This window comes from Pseudoalteromonas sp. L23 (assembly GCF_021728455.1).
In the GTDB taxonomy this organism is placed as follows: Bacteria; Pseudomonadota; Gammaproteobacteria; order Enterobacterales; family Alteromonadaceae; genus Pseudoalteromonas.
In genome coordinates this window covers 328,199-343,212 of sequence record NZ_JAKKCW010000003.1, presented here as the reverse complement: position 1 = coordinate 343,212, position 15,014 = coordinate 328,199, and the positions used below count along the sequence as shown (strand labels likewise).

Genomic DNA, 15,014 nt, shown 5'->3' with positions numbered 1-15,014 from the left:
CATTATCAGCAACAAGAAGGTAGCAACACTTCATTACCATTTGCTTTCAGAAAAATTACTTCAAGTAACATTCACCTATCCTTCCAGCCTCGAAACGTTAAATCCGTCACGATGTTCGTTACAAAATATCTCACCTTAATTTTGTTGGACTATAGTTACCTTGATTAAACAATAATCTACGCTCGCGCTACGGAGAGACGAATGGGTATTTTGAAAAGATTCTCGATTATGCAGCTCACGATGATAAGTTCTTTCTCACTGCTTGCATTTTTACTATTTTTAGTTGGCAAAAACGTTTTGAATAACTGGAGACAGTACAATGCGGCCGATCAAAATATCAACTATGTCGTTTTGCTCGACGCCATTGAGAAAGTAGCGCATCATCATGCGGTAGAGCGCGGCTTAACGGCTGGGTTCCTTGGTAATCCAAGTAGTGATAACAAACGAAAGGTCGACGCGCAACGTGAAATTGCCGACCAAACAATATCAACGCTTAAGAGTATTCACTCTTCACTGTTTCTTAAAGATAAAAATGTGCAAAAATGGTTACCTTATATTTTTGAAGTGGAAGCCAATAAGAACCGCGTAAGAGGTGAGGTCGACAGGAAAAATGGCAGTAATGCCTTTGCTTACTACAGCAAACTTAATCAAGTTTCATTAAACACAGCAGCAAAAATTCAAGCCTACGTATCAGATAGAACCTTGTCTTCTGAACTTTCTATTGCTTTCCTTATTGCCCAAAGTAAAGAGCGCCTTGGACAGATCCGTGGCAAAGTGAATGGTGTGCTTGCGAAAAAAGCAATGTCAAACACCCTCAAAGACGATATCAAGTACTATCGCCAACAGCTAGAGATGTCATTACATCAATTAGAAACCGCACTCGAAGGTACAGGCCAAAGCAACGTACAAACTATTTTATCTTCAAGCGATGCAAAAGCATTCAATCAAATTCTTGATACTCTTGAAAGCCAAGGGCAAGTTGACTTTAGTCGCTTACCTTCAAGTGCCGAGTGGTTTTCTGCGGCGACAAGTCTAATAGGTAAGTTCAAGACCAAACTCGATTCAGTGTGGGAAATGACAATTAAAGATAGCCAAAAGCACAAATCAGATATCGCATTTGAAAGTATCTTAATGTTTGTGCTTTTTGTCGTCGTCCTCAGCTTTATCGCGCTCGTCAACTTTCATCTGATTCGCTCGTTACGCTCGGAGCTTTCACAATTAACGAGTATATTAAAACGCGTAGCTGAAGAGGGCGACTTAACTTTAGATATGCGCTTAAACACGCGCGATGAGCTTGGGCAAATCTCCGAGTCAATTTACAATACGATTTATGCGTTTAAAGACCTAATGGTTGGCTTAGCTAAGTCCGTTCAGGTAGGTACGAAACTAGGCGAAAAAATGCATTTAGCAGCCTCTAACGTCAATGAGGATGCACAAAAAACCCAAGGCATGGCATCTTCCATTGCGGTTGCAATAGAAGAAATGGCCGCAACCAGCCAAGAAATTGCAAAACTCGCGCAAGATACGCTGGATGCCAGCGACCAACTTAACATCGAATCACAGCAGTTACTTGCAGACAACCAAAAAAACTTAGACACCATGAAAACCCTCTCGAAGAGTATGAACGCCGTCGACGAGATGGCCGCGAGTATGGAAAAACAGGTATCTGAAATAAACACTATCTTGGATTCAATTCGCAGTGTTGCCGAACAAACTAACCTGCTAGCACTCAATGCCGCAATTGAAGCAGCCCGTGCAGGCGAGCATGGCCGCGGCTTTGCTGTTGTAGCCGACGAAGTGCGAGGACTTGCAAACAACAGTAAACAATCTTCAGAGCAAATTTCCACGCTGTTACTTAGCCTGTCAGAGATAAGCCAAAGCGTTGTGAAATCAATCAGAGAAAACACACTGCTCACACAAAATACCATGAACGAAGTAGAAGAAACGCGTAAAGTATCGCTCAGAGTAAACGAACACAGTTCGCATGTTGAAAAACTCACGACTTCGGTTGCCACAGCAGCTTGCGAACAGTCTGAAGTGGCCGCCGATATATCACAAAATACCGCTGCTGTACTTGACGCTGCAAACCATGAATTAGATACATCGAAAGCGTTAAATGAATTGTTTAAAGATATGAAACTAAACAGCGATACGCTACAACGTACAATGGATATATTTAAAATTGATAAGAGCTAGCACCCTATGAATATTCGAGAGTTCAGCGAGAACGATTATCCAAGAGTTTTGGAGATCTATTCAAAATCTAAGCTGGATGAGCTTCGTTTTGAGCAGAAGACATTTAAGCTCTTACCTCTAGAAGATGATGAAAAGAGACTATCTGCACTAAAGGAATCAAAGATATACGTTTTTGATGATGGGAATATTCTTGGTTTTGGAGCAATATTTGGGTCAGAGATTAGGGCACTATTTGTTTGCCCTAGTGCTAGAGGAAACGGAATCGGAATCGGAAGAAAAATACTTGAATTCCTTTTGTCACAAATATGCGGTAGGGCGAACCTTTTTGTCGCCAAGACAAATGAGCCTACAAAGGAGTTATACAAGGCATACGGATTCGAAGTGTCTGATGAATTTCTCACTGAATATAATGGCGAGTCAGTGTATGCGAATGAAATGGTTCGTATAAAAGGGCAGTACTAGCAAGACGAAGTAATATGAACTTCAGATAGCTCGAACGTGTACTTTGGCGTTTTTAGCTAATACGTGTCGCAAACGAAAGTTAGCGCTGATAAGGTCAAATATATAATAAACACATGAAATAAGTTCTCTATCGGTCAAACAACGCGTAAAAAACGGGCGTCGTTTATTTAACCGATACCGAATGTCTTCTTTAAAGCCTTTCTTGTTGCTTGAACGATTCAAAATGGCACCAAGTCAACTGTTAAATAAGGGCCTATCAATCTCACTCTGACAGCCAAAGTCTGAGCTTAACGAACCAAGCTCAGACATTACCAATCGCTATTATTCCACCAAATCCAGAATATAGGCGGCACCTGAGCCTTCTCCTTTGTCATCGCGGTGAGGAGCTGCGATGATGGCAGTGTTATTAGAAGCCGCAATATTCCAACCAAACCTATCTTCTGGCGCGGCATCATTGGCAAATACCTTAGACGCATATTGCCATTGGCCTTGTTGTTTTTTGTATAGATAAAGTGCCCCCGCGTTATTACCTTTTTCATCATGGAGCATGGCGGTGATAAACGCCATGTCCTTACTTAACGCAACACCGCGTGCAAATCTATCATCCGCTTTGGCATCCGGAGCCACTAATTTTTGAGTTTGTGTCCATTTATCATTTGTTCTCTCAAACAGATAAGCAGAGCCGGCATCTTTACCTATACCGTCGATATCATCTCTTCTGGCAGAAATAAGGGCTGTATCTCCAAAAATAGCCACGCGAACACCAAAAATATCGGTGTTCCCACCATCATTTGCCATCAGTTTTGCTTGCGAATTCCACTTTTTACCATCGAATTGATAAACATAAACCGCACCAGCTTTTTCTGCTTTTTCATCATTCAAATCTGCGCCGACTAAAATGGTATCGCCATCTATTGCTACGCTAATTCCGAATAAGTCTCCATCAGCGCCATCCCTTGCCGTCAACTTTGACTGAAAATGCCAGCTATTGTTTTCTCTCACGTATACATACGCTGAACCTGAGTCTTTGTGTGGCGCATCGCTATGTGGTGCGCCGATCACTAAAAATTGCTCGGTGAGGGCAATGCTTTGTCCAAAGGCATCACCCGCTTTTGCATCGTTGGCGGTTAAAATTTGTTTTTGTAACCAGCTATTTTCTGTGCGCTCAAAAGCAAACACCGCACCGGCATTTTCTCCTTTATCGTCCCGATTTATCGCACCAAGCATGGCAATATTATTCTTGAGCGCAACTTTGCCGCCAAGCGTGTCGCCCGCTTTGGTAGGCTGTGCGATGAGCTTTGCTTGTTGCTGCCAGCCAAACGCACCTAGCGTGTATAGGTAAGCTGCACCAGTATCCTGACTCGTATTAGTATCAACTTTGTGGGCACCAACTAATGCAGTTGTGCCGTCTATCGCTACGCTATAACCAAACTGATCTTCTGCTTTACCATCATCGGCCAATAACTTTTGCTGCACAGCCATACTTTGACAAGCTATCACTAACGCCAAACTAGGGAAGTATTTTAAAATAGAGGGGGCTTTCATCATTATTCTTTTTGTTTTCGATATAGGGAATAAACATAGTATTCCACTGCTTACGACTTAACAAGAGGTCGTGTTCTTAAGTTTTTTTGTTGGCGAGAAGGATTGATAAGCGTCTGGAGCAGTGACATTTTGCGATGGTAATAATGAGTTTCAGCATCTAATTCTAGAACAACCAAAACCCACCATATAAAACAATAAACTAAACCTTATCCAAGCCAATATTGGCCAAAAAGTTGAGGTAATTCAGCCTTTAACTGTTTTGGTTTATTTTTAAACTTTTTACCTTGTGGCGGAAAGTTCACAACACTGTGATACGGGAGTTCGTCTTGATTTTTTTCTTCAAAAAGCAACCCTGCAACTAAATCTAATTCGTCAATAAACGGGTAGGGCAGGTCATCTTTATTCGGAATAGCAAACTTATTAGCTAATTCGTCTGGTTCCGCAGTGAGTACGCTTACCGCTTCAGGGCCGCGACTGATGATCCAATTACAAAAATCTAAGAAGTCATATTCGCTATTACAGCCTGCAATCACGTAGGCCACTTTCCAGTTATCCCAATGCCACAGTGCTCTTAGTTCTTTGGTGTATAATGCATCGAACTGAGCAATTTCTTCTGAACTTAGCGGTGATAAACGCGTTTTTAAATAGTCATTATCGTTTGAATGATCGGGGGCGGTGACAAGCTGCCAGAAGCGTTCGAGTTCCATGTGCATAATCTAACTTGATAAAACCGAGATTATAGCCAGTAACCTAATGAGAGTAAATCGAAGCTGCCATGCAAAATAACTGCAGCGGGTTGTACGTAATACAACGTGGACACCCGCGCAAAAAGATAACAGTGACAGCTAAAAGATAAGTAGTTTTAACCTTTCAGCGCTTTGTCACCACGGCCAATACCTACCGCGCCAGAGCGCACAAGTTCAATAATGTCGCTTTCGTGACGTAATAGATCCAAGAAAGACTCAAGACGGTCGGCTGAGCTTACCATCTGTAATATATAGCTTTGTTTGCCCATATCTATAATGCTGGCTTGGAACACCTCGGCAACACGATTGATAGCTGCTCGTGTTACTTCGTCTCTGGCATAGACTTTTACCAGTAGCAGCTCTCTTTCAATGTGCTGCATATCGGTTAGATCAATAACCTTAAGCACATCCACCAACTTATTAACTTGCTTGGTGATTTGTTCAACAATGCGGTCATCGCCTTGGGTCGTGATGGTAATACGAGATAGCGTTTTGTCTGCGGTTGTACCCACTGTTAAGCTATCAATGTTGTACGCACGTTGAGAAAATAAACCCACAATACGAGAAAGAGAGCCAGGTTCATTCTCTAATAAAATCGATAGTATTCTTCTCATTATGCTTTTACTCCTTTTTTCAACCACATCTCGTCTATCGCACCTTGCTTAATTTGCATTGGATACACATGTTCAGACTCATCGACCAAAATATCTAAAAATACAAGTCGGTCTTTAATCGACATTGCTTTTTCCAGCGCCGCATCAAGTTGCTCAGGCTTATCAACCCGAATACCGATATGACCATAACTCTCGGCAAGCGCAACAAAATCAGGCAGGGACTCCATATAAGAGCTCGCGTGACGTCCCTCATACATCATGTCTTGCCATTGGCGTACCATACCAAGCGAGCGGTTGTTTAACGAGATGATCTTGACAGCAAGGCCGTATTGTAAACAGGTTGAAAGTTCCTGAATATTCATTTGGATAGAGCCATCCCCAGTTACGCACAATACTTCACTGTGCGGAAATGCCATTTTTACGCCCATCGCAGCGGGTAAACCAAATCCCATGGTGCCAAGGCCGCCTGAATTAATCCATTGACGAGGTGATTTGAACGGATAGTACTGCGCTGCAAACATCTGGTGTTGTCCTACGTCTGAGCAAACATACGCGTCACCACTGGTCATTTGGTATAGCTTTTCGATAACCGTTTGTGGTTTGATTTTTTCTACACCCGCAGTAAACGACAAGCATTTCTGAGCACGCCATGTGGTAATTGCTTGCCACCAATCTTCTTGTGCGGCTCGGTCAATGCGCTTCTCGCTTTTTTCGATACCGCGTAGCAATTGCTCCATCACCGTATCTAAGCAGCCCACAACTGGGATATGCGCTTGAATGGTCTTAGAAATTGAAGTTGGATCCACATCAACGTGAACAATTTTGGCATCCGGACAAAATTTCTTGACGTTATTGGTTACACGGTCATCAAAACGCGCACCTAACGCTAAGATAACATCGGCATTCGCCATCGCCTTATTCGCTTCAAGACTACCGTGCATCCCTAACATGCCAATAAAATTAGGATGTGTGCCGCTGATCCCGCCAAGACCCATTAGGGTATTGGTGATAGGCGCGTTTAGTTTCTCAACCAGCTCAGTTAGTTTTTCTGAGGTATTCGAAAGAATAATGCCACCGCCAGAATAGATAACCAAACGCTTCGCTTCAATAATGGCTTCAACCGCTTTGCGGATCTGCTTGGAATGCCCCTTTACACTCGGGTTGTAAGTACGCATATCAATTTGTTCAGGCATCTGATAATCGAATTTAAGCGCAGGATTCAAAATATCTTTTGGCAGCTCAACCACAACCGGTCCCGGTCTACCAGAGTTTGCTAGATAAAATGCCTTAGCTAATACTTCTGGGATTTTTGTCGCGTCGCGGCAGTTAAAACTGTGTTTAACGATAGGGCGAGAACAACCAACAATATCCGTCTCTTGAAACGCATCATCGCCGATTAGGTTTGAAGGTACTTGCCCTGACAGTACAACCATGGGGATTGAGTCCATATAAGCAGTCGCGATCCCTGTAACGCAGTTAGTGGCGCCTGGGCCACTGGTCGCAAGGACAACACCGACGTCTCCTGTTGCTCTGGCATAACCGTCTGCCATGTGGGTTGCTGCTTGCTCATGTCTAACCAAGATATGCTCAATATCTGATTGCTGAAACAACGCATCATATAGATCAAGAACCGATCCGCCAGGATAGCCAAATATGTATTTTACTTTTAATGCGCTCAATGCTTTTACTACTAGCTCGGAGCCGTTGTATTGCTCTGCCATTACCTCATTCCTCGTTGACTGTGCGTGCCTGTTATATTTATAAAATCAAAAAAAAACCCCGCTGGTTGCGGGGTTTGAGTATTTCTTTCAAGTAATAGCTCCCCGCTGAACTCTATGAAGAGACCAGTACCACCACGAGAACGATTAGTTGAAAGAAATTTGTCATTATTTTGCCTTTAAGTTGATGTCAAAGTTAGCCTACACAGTATTAGATATAAATTCCACCTTTCCACCTTTCAATTGTTGAAATATTACATTTCAATTTAAAATTCACCACCAATTGGATTTTTTATTTAGTAGAACTTATACGGGAACAAAACGATAAAAATGCTAAACTTAAAGCTCAATTGTACTAGGGAATCTTAGATGAATATTTTTAAACTAAGCGTATTGGTATCGGCCACACTGCTATCAAATGCAGCGTCAGCGCAGGTGCTCTATAAAGATCAAGTTATCTATTGGCAGGAGAAAAAGCTCGGCCGCACGCTGAGTGAATACGAGCGGAAAATTGCGCTTGAGCAATTCACCAAAACAAAGCCTATTGCCAGCCAAATAAAAACACCTTATGCAATTAAAAATGTGCACCTTGGCAATACTAAGTTAGGTAAACAATTTGCGGTGGGCACGGCGCAAACACTTAATGAAGCTAAAATCCTTGCTATTCTGGTCGATTTTCCCGACTTACCTAACGACCAGAACCGACTAAACCCGGGTGATACAGATATGTACTACTCGAGCTATCCCGCGTCTCACTACCAATCACTACTGTACTCAGATAGCGGCTATAACGGCCCTAACAATGAATCGTTGCAATCCGCTACCCAGTTTTATCAAGCGGCCTCAGGCGGCAGCTTCAAGGTATCTGGCAATGCATTTGGTTGGGTAAGAGCCGCTCAAAATGCAGCCTACTATGGCGAACAAGAAGGCGATACCCGAGACTTAAGACCGGAAGAGTTGGTGTTCGAAGCAGTAAGCAAAGCTGTGACCCAATTTAATATCGACCTATCTGAGTACGATAAAACAGATTTGAACGACATAGATGGTGATGGCAACCGCCTTGAACCTGACGGCATTATTGACCATGTCATGTTATTTCATTCAAGTATTGGTCAAGAAGCAGGTGGCGGCGTATTAGATACTGACGCAATTTGGTCACATCGCTTCTTCGTATTTGATGAAAACAACCAACCTAAGGCAATTCCAGATACCAACTACAAGATTTATAACTACACCATTAATCCTATTGATGCTGCAATCGGTGTGGTTGTTCATGAGTTTGGTCATGACCTTGGGTTACCCGACGAATATGATTTAAATTCCAATGACATAGGCGAACCCGTTGCGCTGTGGTCAGTCATGTCTTCAGGCAGTTACTTAGGCCAATTAAGTGGCTCGCAGCCCACCCAGTTCTCCCCTAAAAGCCTTGAGTTTTTACAACAAAATTATGCAGGAAATTGGTTAAACCAAACAGAGTACACATTAGATGATTTGAGTACAGAACAAACGGTAACGCTCACGGATATTGGAATAAACAATGGTACTACGAATCAAATAAAGATCAATTTGCCTGCACAACTAGAGGAATTCATTACGCCTCTGGATGGTAATTACCACTATTACTCCGGACAAGACGACAAACTCAATAATCAAGCAAGTTTTACCTTAAGCTTACCTAACGCAAGCCAAATTTCATTATCCATGCTTGCAAATTATAGTATCGAGCTTAACTACGATATTTTCCAAGTGGCGGTAAATGGGCAGCCAATAGCAGGAAATACAACAAAATCAAACCATCCAAATTATGCCAATGTCACTCACTACATGGATGGCGAGTCATCTTCTTTTGGGGCTAACCCAATTACGCTAGATTTTGATATCTCAGCGTACCGAGGACAAACTGTCACCGTGACATTCGTTTATCAAACTGACGATTTTGAAACGCTTAAAGGTGTATTACTAGACAACATTAAGGTGACAGCGGATGGTTCGCAAATTTATACAAATACCGCAGAGCCAACTAACGACTTAGTCTACAGTGGATTTCGTAAGATTTCTGGCTATAGAGCTAAATCAGGTAACGCTTACTACGCCCATTTACGCTCATTTAGAGGGTTAGATGCTGGTTTGTCTTTGTCTGGTTATAATTCTGGTGTGCTGATGTGGTACAGCAACAATGAAGAGAGTAATAACTCGACTTCGCTACACCCCGGCTCTGGAGATATGTTAGTCATCGACCAAGATCAAAACCCTATTTTCAAAGCCGACGACACCACACCCGCAACGAGTATTATTCAGGTCAAAGATGCGACGCTTCGTTTGGATACGCAGAAAGCAGGTCTTGGCGATCAACATCTCACGCCAATCAGTACGTTTGATGATACTCAGGATTACACCTTCCCAATCCAAAAGGAGTCAGGTGTTAGTTTGCCGGGTTTTGGTGTTCAACTTAGATTGAATACCATAGAGGAAGATGCAAGTAGTGCGCAAGTCGGTATAATTTACCTCAGCGACCCTAAAATCACTCAAGTACAATCGCAAAACACCGTTAAGTTTAATGTCAAAGGCTTAGCATTAAACGAATCAGATAGCTTTTTGTGGAACTTTGGCGATGGTCAAACAAGTAACGCGCTTTCACCTGCTCATAGCTATCAAGATATTGGCAACTATACGGTAATGTTCACACGAACCAAAGCTGACGGGAGCAGTTCAGCGTTGAGTTCAAATGTCAGCGTAGGCAACGTCGAGCCAATCCCGCTTACAGTCGGTGATATCAAAGCGACCTCAGTAGGGCAAGGCTTTGTCTTCAATGCTGAAATCATTGGTGGCAAAGCGCCTTATGAACTTAACTGGAACTTTGGTGATGGAGCAACAGCATCATCTAACTCAGTTGAACATATCTATGAGCTAAGCGGCACGTACACGGTAACGCTTAATGTGAAAGATGCCGAAGGTGAGGCGGTAACTAAATCAACCTCAGTGACTGTCGTAGTACCACTAAGCATTGAAGCCACAGCGACCACATCTAACTTACAGGCAAGCTTTGTCGCAACTGCTGCTGGTGGTGATGGTAACTATCAAGCTAGTTGGGATTTCGGTGATGGTACGCAAGGTTCTGGTTTGACTACAACGCATAGTTACGCTCAAGCGGGTACATATAATGTCGTGTTAACGCTATCGGATGGTGCAGATCAAAGCGCGAAAGGCACTGTTGAGATCACAGTGACGACCCCAACAACAACGCCGACGGACTCTGGTGATAGCGGATCGTCTGGCGGCAGTATCGGATGGTTTGCGTTAATCGGTGGAATGCTAGTGGGATTAAGAAGAAGGTGGTGCTAACGCACCACCCAAGGATTAAATTGAGCGTTAAGAATTAAAGACGCTCAATTACCGCCTGTGTGAAATCGGTAGTGCCGTGGCTACCACCAAGATCGCGCGTAGTACGGTCACCGCTCTTGATAACGTCAGCTACTGCACTGCGGATTTTTTCCGCTTTATCAGCTTCGCCTAAATACTCAAGCATTTGAATTGAAGCTAAAATAACAGAAGTTGGGTTTGCAAGGTTTTTGCCTGCGATATCTGGTGCGCTACCGTGAACTGCTTCAAAGATTGCAGCATCAGTACCAATGTTTGCACCTGGTGCCATACCAAGACCACCGACAAGACCTGCACAAAGATCAGAAAGGATGTCACCGAATAGGTTTGTTGTGACGATCACATCAAACTCTTCAGGTGTCATTACTAGTTTCATACAAGTCGCATCAACGATCATTTCTGCTGATTCAATTTCAGGGTAACGCTCACCAACTTCACGAGCAACTTTAAGGAATAGACCTGAAGTTGATTTTAGGATGTTCGCTTTGTGAACCGCAGTTACTTTCTTACGACCTTCACGCTGTGCTAACTCATATGCGAAAGTTACGATCTTTTCAGCACCTTCGCGAGTGATCTTTGACATTGCTTCCGCTTCATTACCATCTTCAGAAACAACTTGACCAAGACCTGAGTACATACCTTGCGTGTTTTCACGTACGGTAATGATATCAATATCATCGTAACGTGCTTTAGTACCTTCAAATGACTTAACTGGACGAACGTTTGCGTAAAGGCCAAAATGCTTACGCAATGTCACGTTGATTGAAGTGAAACCTTCGCCAACAGGTGTAGTTAGTGGGCCCTTTAGCGTGATTTTGTTACGCTCAATTGCTTCTAGCGTTGCTGCTGGAAGTAATTCACCTGTTTTTTCTAAAGCAGCCAAACCTGCGTCTACGTACTCGTATTCATAGTCGCAACCTACGGCTTTTAAGATCTCGATTGCTGAATCGATGATGCTAGGGCCAATGCCGTCGCCACGGATAACTGTGATGGTTTGCTGTGCCATGTTTTTTCCTTTATCAAAAGTTGGAATACACCCAAGAAGAATTGCAGACTAAGTTTAGTAGAAATTAACAAAGGTGTACGTTCGCTTGTTTAAGCCGCGTTTTATAGCAATTAATTTGGTCTTATTCCAGTATGGAATGAAAAAATGACATACATATGATTTATGCTTGTTATTGATAGTATTTATAGAATAAATATCAGGCAATAGATGAGTAAAATCCGGCCTCTAGTAGCGCTACATCAAACTTTTGTGCGGTAACAAAACGACTTTCAGCTAATACGTCATCGACTAATTGTTTTTGCCATGCAGTTAACACGAAGGTGGGTGATATCACTTTAAGTGCAATAAGTTTAATAAAAATGAACAGTTTACACTGCGCATTGGTCTGAGACTTTTTTAACGTTTCGCTATCTAGCATTGCCTTATGAAGAATACTTTTTTCAAAGTACTGCAGATTAAAGTCTAGGTATTTATCTTTTGCTATCGCTCGGATCCCAAATAGGTTGGCAATTGATACTAGTTCTTCCGAATACTCACGAGAGTGGAGTGCAGTGGCATGTTGGATCTCTACCCCTTGTTTAGTCACTAAAAATACAATAACCGCTGCAAATGGCGACAATAAACGCTCAAATTGCTCACCATAACTTTCACCAACATATAAGGCGATAATTTGACTAATTACGCCATATTTGTGCACGATATCTTCTGTGAAAGGAAGCTTATGATTGGCTATGATCTGCTCAAGCAACACTCGCTGCGCCAGTAATCCAGCAGCATCAAGTCCTACCATGGCGAGAGAGTGCCTAACCGATGCGGCTTTTAGATTTTCACGGTTATACTGCTTTGCTGCGATCTGCAATGCACTTGACACTGAATCGAACTCGCAAATCAGCTTTTCAAGTGCACGAATACTTTGAAATTGACTGTGAGATAAGGCTTTTACTGTTTCTAGTAGATGTAAATGTTCAGAACCAAAAGGAAGTACTGCTGGTTCAGCAGCTCGGTCCCAAATATTGTAAAGTAACTTTGCATCTGTGGTTGCAGTCAAACCACAGTGAAACTGGAATTTACGGTTGGCCTTCGCCAGCTTTTTGGTTTGCCCATGTTCAACAACAGCAATTATTTTTTCACTGTTGCTTTGTATCACCAAAAAGCCCTCTTCGCCTTTAATCTCGCACAGCAACCCCGCAGGATGATTAACAAATGCCCCTGCAATTGCACTCAGCACTTTTAATGCAAAAGCATAACTGAGTTTGCAATAAAGAAGCTTAATCGCTCTGTCTAAAGCCACGCAATTTTGCTTGTGTGTTGGCGTTATTAAGCTTGCTACTCGGTGAGCAATTGCAACAATCAAAGAAGCATGGTCATTGAAGCGCTGAGGGGTAGGAGCCACTAGCTTGCTGTCATAGTTTGAAAGGCGAGATAAAATTCGCAAACATTGCAAGTTAGGTGTTTGCCCATCACTCAGTATTTGTACAGCCAATTGATGGCGAACTTTCCAAAGCTTATCTTGCTGTGCGTCTAACTTTTTACCTGCTGCGAGTTGATCGCTTTCTCTCGCTACGCATAAATAGTCCGCAAAGCTTGCAAGCAATAGCTCTTCGGTTACTGCACGAGAAAACTTTAAGTGATGACAAGCCATACAAACCAACACATTTTGATTCATGACCAGATTAGTGTTGTAACCCAAGTTTTGTGAATACAGCCCAAGCTGCCCATGCATGCTACTTGGCGAGGACTCATAACAGTCCATGTAAAGCTGTGCAAGTTTAACTAGGGTAGGGTAAATAGAGGACCACTTCTCTTTGTGATAATAAAGACGTAATACTTTGTGTGTACCTTGGGCTATCGCGAACAGCGTTTTACTAGTAACTATCCTTGCATCCATCTATCTTTACCAATTTTATTAAGTAAACGGTCTATTTTAAAACGGTAAAATAGCTTTCTTAGCAAGGCAAAAACATTGCTATTTAGTTGTTCTAAATGAGGCGTTGTTAACGAAGCTAATATGGTATTTTACCCTTCAAATTGGTTGGAAGATTAATCTAATTGGCATCACACTTTATCAAATGTGACCCGAGCACCTGGCCCCCAAAGCTTTAATATGCCATTTTCAAACAATAATCCGGTGCATTCATCTTCCGTAGTAATACCATCTGGTTTTACAAGCTGAGTGCGATAAAACACAATTTGTACAACCGTATTGTCTTGTTTTTTCTTTACATACGTTAGATCCGGGCTGCCCAAGGTATCCAATACTGTGTCTAACTCAGTCGGCTTTTCAAGGCTAAGATTACGAATGAAACGATTGTTAAACGCTTCTCGGTCCTGCCAAATCATCGCTTGCGGGTCATCTTTATAATAATTGATCACGAGAAACACCACAGTAACGTAAACCGCAAGGCCAAGAAATATATACTGTAATATTTTCCTAATCATCTAACTGCTCAATAAAGAATGGGTAAAACGAACCTTGTATCTGCAAAAACTGAGATACGCTTGTATGCAATATATCAAAGTCATCTACTTTCGCCTAGCGCTTAGCGACGATGTAATACATTGCCAATCAAAAGTCCCTTCAAACCACTCGTATATCCTTCAAACTAAAGCCAATTGCAATATCTCTTCTTAGAGTCACTAGCGCTAGGCTGGTAACATAGTCGCTTGCTCCAGCCTCTAATTTTGCTTTTGCAGCAGGCTTTACTGTCTCATCTTTTAGCATACTTTCAAAGTCGTCATGTTTTGCGAGTAGCTCTTGCGCCGTCTTGATACCAACCCCAACAACACCTGGAATATCGTTCGTCTTGTCGCCACTTAACGCCCAAAACATTTCGAGCTTGCTTTGGGTGACAGAAAATCGACTTTTGATATCTTCGAGCGAAATTATTGACTTTTTAAAATAGTCGTACACAGAGATTGCATCATTGATCAGGGGTAAGAAGCCTTTATCAGTCGATACTATCGTGCAGTTAACATTGGCAGCTGCGGCTTTACAGGCAAGCGTCGCTATCACATCGTCAGCTTCATCATGTTCGGGATTGAATGATTTAACACCAACACTTGCGAACGCTTGTGAAAACTTGTCGAGGTTCTGATTTAGAAATTCGGGCATAGGTTGACGGCTTATTTTATATTTTGGGTAAAAGTGATAACGCCAACTTTTATCACCATCAAAGACAGCAACTGCGTGTGTCGCCCCCGTTTTGCGTAACAAGCTACGAGTAGCTTGCTCTACACGAAGACAAGAGGCCTTTATATGGGCCTCTTGTTCTTTAATACCTTTTGGTTCATTAACAGCATAGATGCGCCTGATAAGGTTAAGCGCATCTATTAACAACAAATTATTCAT

General features: G+C 42.4%; 11 protein-coding genes. 3 read left to right on the top strand and 8 right to left on the bottom strand.

Translation table 11 applies throughout. From position 1 onward, the window contains the following. Positions 1-201: 201 nt before the first annotated feature. On the top strand, positions 202-2,196 hold the full coding sequence (locus tag L3V43_RS08080) for a methyl-accepting chemotaxis protein (protein ID WP_237116257.1): 1,995 nt from the start codon (positions 202-204) through the stop codon (positions 2,194-2,196). Between the two features lie 6 nt (positions 2,197-2,202). Next, complete coding sequence (locus tag L3V43_RS08075) at positions 2,203-2,658, top strand: GNAT family N-acetyltransferase (protein WP_237116258.1); 456 nt, start codon at positions 2,203-2,205, stop codon at positions 2,656-2,658. 321 nt (positions 2,659-2,979) lie between these two features. On the opposite strand, the gene L3V43_RS08070 is transcribed toward L3V43_RS08075, so the two are convergent. The 4 genes from L3V43_RS08070 to L3V43_RS08055 all read right to left on the bottom strand — a co-directional run bounded on the left by L3V43_RS08070 (position 2,980) and on the right by L3V43_RS08055 (position 7,284). Beyond that, entirely contained in the window at positions 2,980-4,206 is a 1,227-nt protein-coding gene (locus L3V43_RS08070; protein WP_237116259.1) for an FG-GAP repeat protein, read from the bottom strand. A gap of 203 nt (positions 4,207-4,409) precedes the next feature. Continuing rightward, complete coding sequence (locus tag L3V43_RS08065) at positions 4,410-4,910, bottom strand: DUF4240 domain-containing protein (protein WP_010605492.1); 501 nt, start codon at positions 4,908-4,910, stop codon at positions 4,410-4,412. Positions 4,911-5,065: 155 nt separating this feature from the next. Continuing rightward, the gene (gene ilvN / locus L3V43_RS08060) at positions 5,066-5,563 is read right to left on the bottom strand and encodes an acetolactate synthase small subunit (protein ID WP_010377111.1); all 498 of its coding nucleotides are present in this window, start codon (positions 5,561-5,563) and stop codon (positions 5,066-5,068) included. Next, entirely contained in the window at positions 5,563-7,284 is a 1,722-nt protein-coding gene (locus L3V43_RS08055) for an acetolactate synthase 3 large subunit (RefSeq protein ID WP_237116260.1), read from the bottom strand. The genes ilvN and L3V43_RS08055 overlap by 1 nt, the downstream gene beginning before the upstream one ends. Positions 7,285-7,650: 366 nt before the next feature. Between L3V43_RS08055 and L3V43_RS08050 the strand changes: the two genes are divergently transcribed. After that, positions 7,651-10,623, top strand: coding sequence for an immune inhibitor A domain-containing protein (locus L3V43_RS08050; RefSeq protein WP_237116261.1), 2,973 nt, complete (start codon positions 7,651-7,653; stop codon positions 10,621-10,623). A gap of 34 nt (positions 10,624-10,657) precedes the next feature. Here the strand turns inward: L3V43_RS08050 and L3V43_RS08045 are convergent, their stop codons facing one another. The 4 genes from L3V43_RS08045 to xni all read right to left on the bottom strand — a co-directional run bounded on the left by L3V43_RS08045 (position 10,658) and on the right by xni (position 15,014). Beyond that, positions 10,658-11,665, bottom strand: a complete 1,008-nt coding sequence (locus L3V43_RS08045; protein WP_010377116.1) for an isocitrate dehydrogenase — start codon at positions 11,663-11,665, stop codon at positions 10,658-10,660. Between the two features lie 196 nt (positions 11,666-11,861). Continuing rightward, a complete protein-coding gene (locus L3V43_RS08040; protein ID WP_102058104.1) occupies positions 11,862-13,553 on the bottom strand; it encodes a hypothetical protein in 1,692 nt (563 codons plus the stop codon). 167 nt (positions 13,554-13,720) lie between these two features. Beyond that, positions 13,721-14,104 (bottom strand): DUF3192 domain-containing protein, encoded by a 384-nt coding sequence (locus L3V43_RS08035; protein WP_010605488.1) that lies wholly within the window; start codon positions 14,102-14,104, stop codon positions 13,721-13,723. A 139-nt stretch (positions 14,105-14,243) separates the two neighbouring features. After that, complete coding sequence (gene xni / locus L3V43_RS08030) at positions 14,244-15,014, bottom strand: flap endonuclease Xni (protein WP_211865513.1); 771 nt, start codon at positions 15,012-15,014, stop codon at positions 14,244-14,246.